At 51.2% G+C, this 14,123-nt stretch carries 9 protein-coding genes; 5 read left to right on the plus strand and 4 right to left on the minus strand.

What is annotated here, in order from left to right; all coding sequences use genetic code 11:
- The first annotated feature begins 12 nt into the window (after positions 1-12).
- Both AACZ40_RS06900 and AACZ40_RS06905 read left to right on the plus strand, forming a co-directional pair.
- The gene (locus AACZ40_RS06900) at positions 13-450 is read left to right on the plus strand and encodes a nucleoside deaminase (RefSeq protein ID WP_291174021.1); all 438 of its coding nucleotides are present in this window, start codon (positions 13-15) and stop codon (positions 448-450) included.
- Positions 451-454: 4 nt separating this feature from the next.
- Positions 455-787, plus strand: coding sequence for a hypothetical protein (locus tag AACZ40_RS06905; RefSeq protein WP_291174020.1), 333 nt, complete (start codon positions 455-457; stop codon positions 785-787).
- A gap of 38 nt (positions 788-825) precedes the next feature.
- Here AACZ40_RS06905 and AACZ40_RS06910 read toward each other — a convergent pair whose 3' ends face one another.
- The 3 genes from AACZ40_RS06910 to AACZ40_RS06920 all read right to left on the minus strand — a co-directional run bounded on the left by AACZ40_RS06910 (position 826) and on the right by AACZ40_RS06920 (position 4,608).
- Positions 826-1,377, minus strand: coding sequence for a hypothetical protein (locus AACZ40_RS06910; RefSeq protein ID WP_291174018.1), 552 nt, complete (start codon positions 1,375-1,377; stop codon positions 826-828).
- 10 nt (positions 1,378-1,387) lie between these two features.
- Entirely contained in the window at positions 1,388-1,969 is a 582-nt protein-coding gene (locus AACZ40_RS06915) for a sugar O-acetyltransferase (protein ID WP_291174016.1), read from the minus strand.
- Between the two features lie 452 nt (positions 1,970-2,421).
- On the minus strand, positions 2,422-4,608 hold the full coding sequence (locus AACZ40_RS06920; protein ID WP_339673711.1) for a sialate O-acetylesterase: 2,187 nt from the start codon (positions 4,606-4,608) through the stop codon (positions 2,422-2,424).
- 849 nt (positions 4,609-5,457) lie between these two features.
- Between AACZ40_RS06920 and AACZ40_RS06925 the strand changes: the two genes are divergently transcribed.
- The 3 genes from AACZ40_RS06925 to AACZ40_RS06935 all read left to right on the plus strand — a co-directional run bounded on the left by AACZ40_RS06925 (position 5,458) and on the right by AACZ40_RS06935 (position 10,711).
- Positions 5,458-6,684, plus strand: coding sequence for a carboxylate--amine ligase (locus tag AACZ40_RS06925; RefSeq protein ID WP_291174013.1), 1,227 nt, complete (start codon positions 5,458-5,460; stop codon positions 6,682-6,684).
- Positions 6,685-6,745: 61 nt separating this feature from the next.
- Complete coding sequence (locus AACZ40_RS06930; protein ID WP_339673713.1) at positions 6,746-8,773, plus strand: hypothetical protein; 2,028 nt, start codon at positions 6,746-6,748, stop codon at positions 8,771-8,773.
- Positions 8,774-9,220: 447 nt separating this feature from the next.
- Positions 9,221-10,711, plus strand: coding sequence for a tyrosine-type recombinase/integrase (locus AACZ40_RS06935; protein WP_291174009.1), 1,491 nt, complete (start codon positions 9,221-9,223; stop codon positions 10,709-10,711).
- A gap of 238 nt (positions 10,712-10,949) precedes the next feature.
- Here the strand turns inward: AACZ40_RS06935 and AACZ40_RS06940 are convergent, their stop codons facing one another.
- Positions 10,950-14,123: an SIR2 family protein gene (locus tag AACZ40_RS06940; RefSeq protein ID WP_291174008.1), complete on the minus strand. Its 3,174-nt coding sequence runs from the start codon at positions 14,121-14,123 to the stop codon at positions 10,950-10,952.

Genomic DNA, 14,123 nt, shown 5'->3' on the forward strand with positions numbered 1-14,123 from the left:
GGAGTGCACACGATGGATGAGTTCATGCAGGCGGCGATTGAAGAAGCCGAAAAAGGACGCGATGCAGGAGGCGTGCCCATCGGGTCGGTGCTGGTTTACGAAGGCAAAATTATTGGCCGCGGACACAACCAGCGGCAGCAGAAAGGGAGTGCGATTCTGCATGGCGAGATGTCGGCGCTGGAAGATGCAGGCAGGCAACCGGCCAGCGTGTATCGCAACAGTGTGATCTACACGACACTCTCCCCCTGCCCGATGTGCAGCGGTGCGATTCGCCTGTACCAGATACCCCGCGTCGTGATTGGCGAAAACCAGACCTACCTGGGAGACGAACGCCTGCTGAAATCGAGCGGCATCGAAATCGAAGTGCTGCAGGACCCACACTGCATTCAACTGATGGAAGAGTTCATCGCCGCCCACCCCGAGATGTGGAACGAAGACATCGGAGAGTGAAGGCATGGAACAGATAGACAAAGACGCTGATTCGCCCCGCTCCTTTCGGGCAGCCACGGCGTTTGTTTCGCTGATGATTTTTCTACAATGGTGTGTGCTGGACTTTTATACCGTGCGCATGATTCCGTATCCGGAACAGGTTCACGACAATGAGTGGATGATTCTAATATTTCCGGTCCTACCCTCGATTATCCTCTTTGCATGGTCGAAGAGGTCACGTAGTCTGCTGACGCCTGGTGTGATCGTAGGCGCGATTCTCCTGGGCATCGTGCTCAGCATTCCACTGATCGGGTTTTTCGGTGTGAATTTTCATCTATCAATTGGTGGCCAGCTTTAATGTCCTTTGGATTTATCAACGGTGGATGGGACATCCTGTTAACTCTCCTCCGTTTGTATCGTTCCTTCACCGCGATCAAGAACTTCACGGATTGCAATCGCCAGTTCATCGATGGAATGAAAATTCGTCGTCGAAAACTCAAATGACTGTGGTTCCTTCTGCCGAGAAGCAATTGCCGGTCTGACAACTGCGAACTGGAAAGTCGGCTCTAACTGATCGACGTGCAGATCACTAATCAGGTCCACGTCCCGTGCCACCTTACAGGCTGGGACATCAAAGAATTGCGCGATCGTTCCTCTTAGCTCAAGTAACAGCGAGGTATCTTCGCATGGTCTGGCTGACAGAAACTGTTCGTCGGTCGAGTCCCAGGAGACGAGTAAATTGTCACGGACTTTCTTTATCGTGGCAGAGTACCTGGCAGAATCCCGGCTGAAGAGCAGAATCGCAGCAAAAAACGTACAGAAGGCAGGTACCGCAGCCACCCCCAGACGTTCGAACCAGGTCACGTCTGGAATAAAGAGTGAGGCCACGAATCCGATCACGAACGGCACAACAGCTAACAGTCCGGAGAAAATCAAGAGGAATCGCATTGAAATGCTCCTAAAGAGACCGAACCTCTTTTTCTCCTGTGTTGAGTTCTCGAATGATACGACAGGGATTGCCGGCGGCGAATACATTTTCGGGAATGTCCTTTGTCACTACGCTGCCTGCACCAATCACCGTTCCTGATCCAATCGAGACGCCGGGGCAGATGATCGCTCCACCGCCAACCCAGACATCGGAGCCAATCGACACAGGCTTGCCGAACTCCTGTGTGCGACGCAGTTCCGCCTGCATGGGATGTGTGGCTGCGTAAATCTGGACGGCGGGACCGAAAAAGGAATAGTCGCCGATCCGCACTTCGCAAACGTCGAGCACAACACAGTTGAAATTGAAATAGACGCGTTCGCCGAGATAGAGATTGCTGCCATAGTCGCAGAAGAAAGGGGGCTGCAGCCAGACCGAATCACCGCCACTGCCTAACAGTTTATTCAAGATCTGACGGCGCGTATCCTGTTCCCGCTCCCGGGTGGCGTTGAGGTCCTGACAAAGATCGCGGGCACGCTCCCGCGCCTGGACCAGTTCGGGGTCGAGGGCATCATAAAGCGCGCCAGACAACATCTTCTCCCGCTCTGTTTTCATGGTATTGTCTTCACGTTTTCTTTCGTGTACTCAAGCCGCCGACGAGTCTGTAAAGATTAATCAGCGTCAGGGGCCAGGCCACCTTGTCCGGCTGTGCTCGGCCCGGATTACATCCGGGCTTTCCCAGTTCTTTCTTATGGCTGGTTTTGAGTTTTTCGTGGTCGATATTTCTGATTGGGATGTTTCATTCTGTTTCCATTGTGTGCGATGTTGAGTTGATACTCCCCAGGCGGGCGGACACATGGGTCGCGCCCCTACGGCGAAAAGGTGGGCTTTGTTGTTCTGAATTGTGCGTTTGCCCTGACAGTTTCCTGTTGTCTGCGACAACCCCGAATTACATTCGGGGCTACCCCGGCTTCTGGTCTGGTGATTTTTTCGCGGTTCATCAAGTTTATAAAAACCTGCTGATGGATCACGACTCTTTGCCACTTGAACTCAGAGTTGCTACTTCTCTACTTTGTTCGCACCAGCACGCGCAATCGTTTGACTTCGTATTGTGAGGCATTTGATGTAAACGTCCAGTCGCGGGTACGGCCGTCACTGCTACTGTTGCCGATGCCGATGTCTGCAGAGGGGCCGCCCTTCCACTGGTTGATCGCAAACAGCGTCTGCTTTGCTTCATAGTTGTGGACCTGCATGCAGCCGTATCCGTCAGCGGGATCGGCAAATTCATCGCCGAAATCCCAGAGCGTAGCGCTGGCGTTGGGAATGTTCTTGGCATTCAATGGACCATAGTTGCCGGACCAGAATTCGATGTTGCCGCCAGGCAGACCGTTACCCGTCACGATGTCGGCGACATTGGAGACCACGTTGAGATTGTTCACTTTCGTTTGAAAGCGGGCTTTGCTGTCGAGTGTGGGAACGCCGATCTGCTTGACATCGTCAGTGAAGGCATCCATGGAGACATATACGTATTGGGTTTCTTCACCGATCTTCTGCAGTTCCAGGAAGTAGGCGATGCGGTCGAAGGGCGTTTTGAAATCGCCACTCGCATCGGTTGTGTAATTGATTGTTCTGCCCAGATGTTTCAGATCGAGATCGTAGATCAACTTGTACTCTTTTGATTCGTCGACTTTGAGGGACATCCAGTCGCGTTCGGGAACTTCGCCTGCCCGGAAAGGTGCCGCCGGCAGACCTTCTTTGTTGGACAGGTTGGGTTCCGCCAGTTTATTCCAGCCAAACCGCATAGCGGCTGCCTGTTTGACTTTGGGTGAAGAGAGAATCACCGAGTCCCCTTCAATGACGGCTTCTGCGGGAACGAAGTCGGTTTCTTCGCCGATGATTTCAAACCAGTTGAGCGGTTTGCCGTCGCGCGATACCAGTCCGCTGCCGACATGATCGAAGGTCACACGCAGTTTGGCTCCTTCTTTCTGGAGCGATTTGAAGACGGGCCCGGAATGTACGAGACCTTTCTGACCATACGTCTGTGCCAATGCGATCAACGCCAGACGTTCGCCGACATCCTGCTTGTTGGTGGGATGGATGTCTTTCAGGTCGCCGATATCGTGAATGACGACCTGTCCGGTATGGGGAATTTCCAGCGCCTTGTTCTGTGCTTCCCAGAAGACCGGCAGAATACTGGGCGATTCACTGCCGTACTGAAAGGGAGCAATCTGAACGTAGAGGAACGGGAATTCACCCTGGTTCCAGACTTCCCGCCAGCCGCCAATGAGGGCTTTCATTTTTTCATAATACAGCATGCCTTCACTGTGATTGGATTCGCCCTGATACCAGATGGCACCCCGAATCGCATACGGTACGAGAGGATGAATCATCCCGTTATACAGTGTAGTCGGCGAAGTGTGACTGGTGAGTGGCTGAATGGCGGAGGGATACTCGGGCGGTGGTGTGAGTGGAGTTTCCGCTTTCAATGCGGTTTTTGCTTCCGCCGTCCAGTTTTCCAGGCCCTTCAGATAAGTGCCTAGCGTCGCCTGATAGGCGGTGTTGGCAGGATTAGTGAGTTGCACCTGTTTTTCGATGTCGGCCAGCGCGGGAACCTGTGCGAAGCCAGCGGGGGGTGTCCAGGGTTCAATCCGGGTGCCACCCCAGGAAGAGTTGATCAGCCCGATGGGAACATTGAGTTCCTTGTGTAATTTGCGACCGAAGAAGTAACCGGCTGCGGTATAGCCGCCGACTGTCTCGGGCGAACAGACGGTCCAGGTGGCATCGACATCTGACTGCGGAAAGCCCTGGGGAACCCTGGGAATTTTGATGTGACGAATCAGCGTGTAGATGGCGGCTGCTTTCTCTTCTTCGAAATTGTTACTGCGGGAAACCGGCCATTCCATATTCGACTGTCCCGAGCAGAGCCAGACCTCGCCGATCAGAACGTCTGAAAATGTGATCGTATTTTTTTCTCTGACCATGAGCGTCACGGGATCGCCGATCAGCTGGGGCGGCATGCGTACCATCCACTCGCCCGAGGCATTGGCCACCGTGGACGCAATGGAAGTGCCCAGTTTGACAGAGACCTCATTCCCCGGATCCGCCCAGCCCCAGATGGGCACAGGCTGACCGCGCTGCAGGACCATGTGATCGCCAAAAATGTGGGGCAACCGGACCTCTGCCTGAAGCTGAGCGGCAAAACAAAACAGGACATAGCAGGTCACAGCGAGCAGTGAGACACGATTAAATTTCATTATGGTTTCAATTCATCTGGAGTCATTCAGAGTGGGACAGCAGGAGACGAAGCAGTTGGAATGAATATCATTCTCTATATAAAATAAAATGATCCATAATTTTTGTACATGACGCAAGGGAAACATCCTGATTCGAATCTTTTGCATGCCATCACATACCCCACAGGTGGCTTCATAGCAGGGATCGCACTGGAGCAGCGTTTTATAAGATTTCTGTCTGCCTGGCGTATCGGGTTCCATTGTCAGGCAGGTTTTCCCATCGCATCAGACATGATTCCCATCCGATACAGGGTGATCACTTCAGCAGTTTTGAGCACTCCCACCTGTCGTTTCCAGGCAACCAGTTACGTTCTCGAAACATGTCATGATAGATTCATGCGGCCCATTTCCTGCAAAGTTCCCGAAGGTGATCCGATGCAGTTTTGGTACGACACTTCATCCATCTGCCCTTCGTTGATTCGCCGTACATGATACGCTTAATCGAATATTCTGTACTCCATCGGTTTTCGCGTGGTGTCGGATCTCGCTGGTGTAAAGGCGCTGCACGCTAACGAATCCTAATCTTATCCCCCCCCAATCGAGTCGAATCAATGCCCTAAGCAGAAGCCAGCACATGTTAGCGGCGGTAGACTGAACTTCCCTGTAGCCGGGTATGCTCAGCTCTACGCAAGGAACTGAGTGCCCTTGAATTATATGATTGACCCGTTAAGGTAAATAGATGGCGTAATGCAAAACAAATTTGCGCGAAGCCGGTCTTTTGATAACAATCTTTTGAGAATAGCAATTGTTTACGTCGACGCTGATTGGCCGGCAATAAACTTACAATGAGATTATCAACGAAGGTTTATTATGGCTGAGAAAAATCCTGAAAAGGGCTACATTGCTTTATTAGGTTGGTCACTGGGGGCAATAGAAGCTGCAGAAAACTACGACCGCCGTTACATCGTAGTCGCTCCCGACTGGGCAGAAGAGTATGCCCGGGCCCATGATATCCCCTATCTTTCCTGGAATTTTGAACGACTCAACGAACGTTCCCTGGAGATCGCTGAACAGTTACAGGAGAAAGGGGTTGATATCGCGATCCCCCTGTATGAAGAGACCGTAGAATGGGCTGGTGCAATTAATTCGGTGCTCAAGCAGAATCCACGTTTACACGGTCAGGCGGTACTGTTTCGCGATAAAGCATTGATGAAGCGGCGAGCTCAACTAGGAGGCATTCGTGTCGGCATTTTTGAAGAAGCTCACGATCGGGACGATGTGATTCGCTTTATCCACCGGGTGAACCAGACTTTGTTGAAGCTCGATGGCGATCCAGATGACCCGATCCATGTCAAAGCCTTTGATAAGGCAGGCTGTCTGGGACATCGCATGATTAGTTCTCCCGAAGAAGTCTATCGGATACCCAATGAAGAGTTTCCACTCTTGATGGAAAGTCATCTCGACGGGCGCGAGTTTGCCGTCGAGGCCTGGATTCATAATGGGAAAATATGTTTTCTGAATATCTCGGAGTATGTCCGGCTGGGGTATTCCGTGTTTGTCCCACCCACACCGGAACTGGAAAGCTGGCGATCAAAAATTATTGAAGAAGTCGAAAAGCTGATCCGTACTTTCGACATTCAGTTTGGGCAGATTCACCCGGAATACTTCCTGACAAGTGACGGGACGATGTATTTTGGTGAAGTTGCCTACCGCCCGCCCGGATTCAAAGCATTTGAACTGATCGAACGCGCGTATGGTTTCAATGCCTATCAGGCATCAATGCTGGTGTTTGATCCCAAAACCACCGAGCAGGAAATCGAAGAGTTCTTTTCGGAAGACGCAAAAACAGCCAAGGGACACGCCGGCTGCTTTGCAGTCTACCCCAGGCGACGCGTGGTCAACCGGCTGGAGATTCCTGAAGAAACTCTGAATCACGACTATTTTGAATATCATGAATTACCGGAACCGCTTGAATCAAAAGTCTCCAAGCGTTCCGCATTCGGGACTCACTGGGGACTGCTGTTCTTTTTCGGGGAAGATCCTTCTACAATGAGGGAACTTCTTGAACACCAGGAAGATCTTGATTTTTATGTATAACAGACTCTTTTCTCGGTTTTTTGTTCGACGCCAAACTGATTCTCTGGCAAGATTCTAACCAATGACAAATATTCACACCGAAGAACTTGCTCCTTCGCTCGCGCGATTTGAAGCGGCTCTGGAGCGGTTGGAGCAGGCTCCCCCTTTTGCAAAATCGAACCATCGCAGCAGGTTGCTCGATACGGCCGAGCGACTGTTACGCAAGCCAGGGGGAGCAGAAGCGGCATATCAATATGCGGAACGCTTTGATGCTGCAGGTGTTTTTGAAGGCAGTGACTGGAACTTCCCTGCGCGGCTGCAGGCGGGACTTGTCCCGCGCACACTGGCAGAAGGAGAACGCTGGATTGTCACCCTGGAGTGCCTGAGCCAATTACGAATACTGGCAATTTCAGAGCGAAAACTCACGCGCATCGGCTTCTCCGCAGAGCAGGCCGGACATTTTCTCAAAGAGTTGCTGGCCTTGACTCTGGAATATGTATTTGATCATCAGACGGAAGCTGCGCGAGTTAGTGCAGCGGCAACCCAGCTCCCCCGTAACGTCGTGAGATTTGTTGCAGATGTCATCGGATACGATACTTTGCTGGAGCAACTGGTAGAGGAAATCTGGCGACTGCTCAGGCAACGGCCCATTCGCATCGAACCCATCAAAATGATGATCACGAAGCTGGCGATATATTGCTATGGTGATCAGCGTGAAAACATCATTATTCCTGCGGGTGCCGAGCGACTGATCAGTTCTTTATTCAGTCCGAGTCCCGCCTCTGTGGGAGATCCCGGTACGTCATTCTATGCGGAACGTTTAACTACTCTGGACAGTCAGGCACTGGGAGAAGAAGCGGGAGCCTGTGCCCGTTCCATGCATGACACAGGCCTCGTCTCGGCTTATCATGCTGTGTTGATTCGCTATCTTGTCAAAGAGAACCCTGAATTACTGATATCTGCCCTGGGGTTGAGCAGCACGGGGACCGATAGCTTGTTGACCTACCGGGATCTGGTACATGCCCTGATTGAAAAAGCTGTGTACCCCGAGACGAATCAATCGGTGCTCGGTTTATCGAGTATGCTGGAGCGAGCCGTCCTGCATTTTCCTGGAGTGGCGTCTTCCTTGTGGCGGCAAATCAACCTCCCGTTGACACCGGCCACTCAAACCCGCCTGATTGCTTCCTGCGGCAGCGAGCAGCCACCTGATGTCTATCTGCTTGCCGGACTGCTGAGTATGCTGGGACAACCGCTGGGTGTAGGACAGGGAGATAATCCTACCTGCCAGTCAGCGCGCGCGTTGTCCTGGTGGGCGTGTTCTGATCCAGACTATCTTCTGCAATTACTCGCCTGGGCGGGACGGGATGATGGTATTCTCATGACATTTCGAGGCCAACAAATCTCCTCGGCATTTTTACCTGCTGGAGCATCAGGTCAGGTGGGCAGCGATCTCGATCCGGTTTCGATGGTCCTGGTACCACATCTCGATCGAGTCTATGCGGAGATGTGTCGTCTGGCACATAAAGCAGGCGAGGACCCACACTTGCATGTAAACCCGGAATTTCATGGCTGGCAGGTCGGGAGAGGGTTTGCAATCGCCGTTGATGTGATACATGGGAATCTGCATAAATATGAAGAGTTTATCCGCTTGTTTTATGCCTGCTATCATCCAAGTTACAATGGCGGTAACCCGGTAATTCACCCGCAGCCGGTTGGTCTGGCAGTTACTGATTCCCTGGCAAGATTCGTTGGCTGGCATGCGATCACGCTATTGCGGGTCACCATTGATCAGACAGGTGAGACGCGTGTCTACTTTTTCAATCCGAATAACGACAGTGGTCAGGATCTGGGGAATGATGTCGTTGTATCCACAAATGGTTTTGGCGAAGTGTACGGTGAATCTTCTTTGCCGATCGCAGAATTCACATCCAGATTGTACCTGTTTCATTATGATCCGCTTGAAGTGGGAAACCAGACTCAGATTCCCCCCCAGGACATCCAGCTTATTACGAAGTTAGGTAAAGAAAGCTGGGCAGCGAAGAAAATTCCGGCCTTAGATGATCTGGTTGCCCCGACACAGCATCCAGTGCCACCTCAACAGATCAAATAACCTGGCGGCTTTATCAATCCTGTATTGACGACTGATCGATACCCGGTGAGCACGCCCACGAGCGCGAACCACTTCGGGCAACATATCAGTCCAGGTCTGACAGGAAACATGCACACGAGTAAACCACAAGATTCACAACGCCACTTGCAGTAAGCCTGCTTTGCGGTTCAGAGGCTGATAAAAGCGATTATGGGCAAAGCCAAGAGAGTTGTAATTTTCTACAGAAAATTACAGAATAACGGACCAAAAAGCGTTTCCATAAGTCGTTAATATAAAACGACTTAAAAGTCGGGGCGACACGATTCGAACGTGCGACCTCTGCGTCCCAAACACAGGTGCTGAATTTTAAGTTGTTTTATATCAATGGGTTGCGAAGACACCTGGTCCGTTATTACAATAAAAACTACAGAATAACGGACCATTTAACGGACCAGAGGGAAATACCAGATGGCTCGGCAACCAAAATTGAACTGGGAAAGTGGCCGCGGGAAATGGAAAGTCGAGTACCGCGGAAAGAAACATCGCTTTGATGGTGGTTTAGGTAAGAGTGATCGCGAAGCCAAAAGACAAGCTGAGTCCGAGTGGAAGCGGCTGAAAGCTGAGCTTGATCACGAAGCTATCAGGAACAAGCCCCACAGGCTCGAATACGAGGCGGTCATCGCAGAATGGAACAGTGTTCTAACCTGGTCCGTGGATCACGGAGATGAGATTACAGCAGCTTTGGCCAGGGATAAGCTTCAAGACCTCGAAGAACGACTTGGTGATCGAGTTCCATCACCACTCTGTTGGGCGGATCGTTTTTTCGCAGGACCTGCACCAGTCGAGATGAATGAGGATCTGAAAGCGGAGTATGTGAGGCAGGGATTTGAACCAGCGCAAATAGTCGAAGGTCCGGTCCCATTCGAGCAGACTCTCTGGAAAGATCGGCTTGAGGCTCAGAATAGAAGGACCCCTGAAGCAGGAGTCGATGATACGTTCATGTCAAATGTTGAACAGTTTCTGAGCGAAAAGCGAACTGAAGTCGCTGCAGGTCAACTGTCTGCAGCACGGGCAGATACTTTGCGAGTTCATCTGGATGTAGTTATGAAGTTCACTGGGCGAACTACTTCCGTGTGTAAGGTTGATGCCTCGACGCTATCGGGATTTCGTAATCATCTTTTACAGCAGATTACGGCAGGCAAGTTCTCAAACAGCTATGCACACGACATCCTGTCCAGCTTCAAATCATTCCTGCGCTGGTTAGCAAATAACACTGACAAGCTGGAACATCTCCCGAAAAACATTGAAGACAAAAGAATGCGGATCGCCAAAAAGAAAGGTGAGACGAAAGTACTGGAGATCCCACAAGTCCAGGAGATACTGAAAAAGGCAACGACACGCACAAAATTGTATATATTACTTGGGCTGAACTGTGCGATGACGCAGCAGGATATGTCTGATCTCCTCCCGGACGAAGTTGACTGGACAGCTGGTGTCATTACCAGGAAACGCAGTAAGACCAATAAGTACGACTCGGTTCCTACCGTCAGTTATCCACTTTGGGAGCCGACGTTTGAACTACTCAAAAAGGAAAGAAGCTCCAGTAAAGAGCGAGTGTTGCTTACCAGTAATGGGAAGACATTGAAAACTGAGCGTTTAGATTCCAGCAATAAAATCCAGAAGACAGATGCTGTCAGGTCATCAATCCGGCGCCTCGCCGAAAATGCCGATATCGATTTCACTCTCAAGATGCTCAAGAAAACATCGGCATCCCTGATCAGGAATAACCGCGACTACCAGGGATTAGAGTCACTATTCCTGGATCACGCACCTGTTAGTATGGCTGATAAGCACTACACCACGGTCCCGCAAGATTTGCTTAATGAGGCTGTACTGTGGTTGGGGGATGAGCTTGGTATAAAAGGCGTTTTTAAAGCTCAAAAACAAACGGTTAAATAGAACTTTTAAAAAGTACTTTTGAAATCCTTCAAATAGTACATTTACATTTCTAGGGATCATAACATGGCGGATACTTCAACTCTGCGGCTCTAATCCGTTGGCCGTGCGCAATTCTTGATCTCCAACGGCGACTTCATCCCAAAATCGATATCCCACCTTGGGTAAGTCATTTCGGACAGCGATGATGCCCTGCGTTTCGTTGCCGAAAGGAGTTGACTATTGGAAAACACACACGCCTTTACATGAAGAGTCGATAGTCGTATGACACTGGCCCGAATCTCTGCAACTTGGCTCCGATTCGGGCAATTTGACGGGACGAGTCGATCGTAGCAGGTAACTTTGAATACATGTCGGCTGAGTTCCAATCCATCTTTGAAAGTCCAAGTAGCTCCGCCGCGATTGTCTCTAAGTCCGTGTCACCGGCGTGTCGTTTCACGATCAGCGGTGACGGGATGTGCCGTTTACCTTGAAAATACTTCCAGCCGCTTTTGACTGAGTCTGTCACACCATGGCACCACACCAGAGCTCGGCGACTTCCAATCTTGACGACGGTGCCACGGCGTACCGGGAAATTGTCTTCGTCGAATCCCACAACACGTTTTCCGTTGATGGTTTTCGTTGTCTGAACTGATGAGACATAACGGAGCGCAGAATCAACCTGCACTTCAAGTAAATCAATGCTGTCGACCCCCGATAGTCCATCGAGTAACCCTTGCTTTTCATCACGCAGAAACGGAGTCTGTTTGTGGAGGACAACCCGCGGCGGCAAGCGGGACTGTGACTCAAAAAACAGCTGCCGAATTGACTCTGCAACTTGACGAGCATCATCGTACGACATGTGCGGATTTCGATTCCGCATTATCGGGTTTTCAATTTTGCTCAGCCTAAACTGTAATCCCTGTCCTTGTGAGTTGTAGAGATGGCTGCACCCAAGCACAGTCTGGTGACCACGCGATGCGTACCGATCCACAGTAAAGCCGAGACCGACAAACGCAGCATTCGGGTCTAAGGATGCCAGCGCCCATGGTGTACGCATCGCCTTGGCATAAAACGCGAGAGCCAGCCACCACCAAACCCTGCATTGCTGCTGACTAGCTAGCGTGTGTTCTTCAAGGAATTGAGTTGCGATACCTTTCTGAATGCAATACGCCTTTACAAAGTCGTGCAGGTCGAATCCTTCGTTCTCGTCCCGGTAGACTCGGAAACGCGACCAACGCTCAGGTATGAAAACCAAGACGACATTGGGCTTATTTGCCGCGACGAGTGAATCAACCGACCGCGTTATTTGCTGCGCGGCTTGCAGACAGGTTTTTAACTCATTTCCAGTATCCATAGGCTCGGGACAGACTGACCACCCGGCATCTCCGTGCTGCGGCAATTCGACGGGTAACCCGAACGCACTTTGAAATCCGGGATAATCGATAAGATAGTCGGCTTCTGAATTGTTCGGTTGCTGCCGGACATTAGCCTGCTGCAAGTATCTGGCCAGCTGAGCAGACTCCTTCGTAGGGCAAACGACGCCGATTCGGACGGCTGGCATGAGTCCACGAGACGTCAGCCCAAAGTCGAATGGCTGATTGTTTGCCAATCCCCGTAGCGGATGAGGGTCTGTTACAAACCCCGTCGCCTGCTTGTTGGAGAACTGCAAGAGTGGCTCAGGAACATTGACGCCCACCTGTTTGATGTGCGGACGCATTCCGTCACCGATCTGTATCGGCCGCTCGTTCTGTCGCGTACCTATCGAGGCGAAACAAGGTGCAGAGCGAACTTTGAATCGGAACGTGGAGCCACAGTTCGCCGGGAATTCAAATTCGTTCGTTCCTTTTTGTGGAAACAGTAATTTGCGCCAAAGATCGAGTGCCTTGTTGAACTTGCTATTGTGTTCATATCCCAGCACTTCCATCTTCAGCGTGCTTGAAACATCTTTTGGCAAGTCACTTCCATCTTTGTTCTTCACAATAACGGTCGGCTTGAGAACCAGTTGATTCCGATCACCAAAGAAACGCAGTGACACAACCGCTGCTCTATGGATGTGACACTGAGTTCCGTCGAATGGCTTGACCCGATCTGGCTCCGACTGCCAAAGCAACTTGCGATTGTCAGCCTCAATCCCGGTGGTTTGGCTAAAAACACGCAGCAGCGCTCGAAGCATCAGCGAATTGACAGTGCCGTTTTCGATCGTGAGGTCAGCGTCAGTTACAGGTGTACGTTCTATAGAGTTCTCAATACGATTGCCAAATGCTTCTTTGATGTCATCTATCAATCCGATTGCCAGCAACTTTCCTTTGAAGGGTACGGCGACAAAGTTTCGTCCCTTGCACAGATCGTCCAGCCAAGACCAAGGTTTTTCGGGCCAGTCGTTCAAACTGAACTCAAGTAATTCAGAGGGGCATTCGATCTCGAATGCGTTGCTTTTGATCAGCGCCGCGCAAGGAAGTTCGTCGACATAAAATGAATCGCAGATATCGCTTCCTTGTTTGGTCGCGGCCAATAATGCTCTAGCTTTGTCCTGCCGATCATCCTTCAGGCAGTGCAAAGCGAGCCGTGAGAGGATGTCGTCAAATCCGTGCGTTGGGACAAAATACGCCGTCCGGTTCGCGGCACGGGCAGCCCCTAAGAGATGCTTTACCGGTGTCGCGATGTGGTCGCCGTATCCGCACCAATACAAGGCTCCGCTTCCAGGTTGTGAGTAGGCGTCGTTGAGCGCCTTCATCAATGAAGCATCGCGCCCGCTGTACCCAATGACGATCAATGTCGCGTCGCGTGACTCTTTGATGAGCGCGTCACGAAGTTCCGCTTCCTGCTTTTGCAGCTCACCATCCGTGTTCTTGAGCTCGTCGTATCGGTAATCTCCATGTAAAGAGACGCATAACAATTCGCCTCGGCGTGGCTGGCGAAACGCACGATGTTGGCAATCCATCCCAACCTCGATGGGCGTAATGTCGTAGTCACCCCCTGCCTTGGCGACCAAACCGTCAAAGTTCATCGTCCAACAAGATGTAACGATCCCTGCTTCAGCCAAGAGACTTAGCAGTTTGTATCCGTGATGAGGCTTCGCGTTGCGAATCATGTCGGCAAAGAACTGCCGACGATGCTGGCCAACCGGAAAGCATTTTTCGATATAGAAGCAATACTCCTCATGCGAGTCCAAAGCAGGGTACCCACCTTGCTTGTCGAGCCAATCCTGAATGCCACGCTGCGCCGAAAGCAGCGTTAGCTCTGAAAACTGCTTTTCCAGGCCGGGATTGTTGGTCAGGAAGATTTTACGTTTCCACTCCCAGATACACTGCCACGCCGAAGGGATGGCCGAACTGACAGACGCCCCGGCACCGAGCAGCATGGCGTGCGGTACTTCGTGATCAACTCCTACTGCGCGGACAAACGCATCCAGTGGCAACGACAAATCTTTCAT

This window comes from uncultured Gimesia sp., assembly GCF_963972345.1.
Lineage (GTDB): Bacteria > Planctomycetota > Planctomycetia > Planctomycetales > Planctomycetaceae > Gimesia.

Excerpts from the sequence above, each read along its gene's own strand:
- AACZ40_RS06900 (WP_291174021.1), top strand. The coding sequence starts at position 13 with ATGGATGAGTTCATGCAGGCGGCGATTGAAGAAGCCGAAAAAGGACGC.
- AACZ40_RS06905 (WP_291174020.1), top strand. The coding sequence starts at position 455 with ATGGAACAGATAGACAAAGACGCTGATTCGCCCCGCTCCTTTCGGGCA.
- AACZ40_RS06910 (WP_291174018.1), bottom strand. The coding sequence starts at position 1,377 with ATGCGATTCCTCTTGATTTTCTCCGGACTGTTAGCTGTTGTGCCGTTC.
- AACZ40_RS06915 (WP_291174016.1), bottom strand. The coding sequence starts at position 1,969 with ATGAAAACAGAGCGGGAGAAGATGTTGTCTGGCGCGCTTTATGATGCC.
- AACZ40_RS06920 (WP_339673711.1), bottom strand. The coding sequence starts at position 4,608 with ATGAAATTTAATCGTGTCTCACTGCTCGCTGTGACCTGCTATGTCCTG.
- AACZ40_RS06925 (WP_291174013.1), top strand. The coding sequence starts at position 5,458 with ATGGCTGAGAAAAATCCTGAAAAGGGCTACATTGCTTTATTAGGTTGG.
- AACZ40_RS06930 (WP_339673713.1), top strand. The coding sequence starts at position 6,746 with ATGACAAATATTCACACCGAAGAACTTGCTCCTTCGCTCGCGCGATTT.
- AACZ40_RS06935 (WP_291174009.1), top strand. The coding sequence starts at position 9,221 with ATGGCTCGGCAACCAAAATTGAACTGGGAAAGTGGCCGCGGGAAATGG.
- AACZ40_RS06940 (WP_291174008.1), bottom strand. The coding sequence starts at position 14,123 with ATGAAAGATTTGTCGTTGCCACTGGATGCGTTTGTCCGCGCAGTAGGA.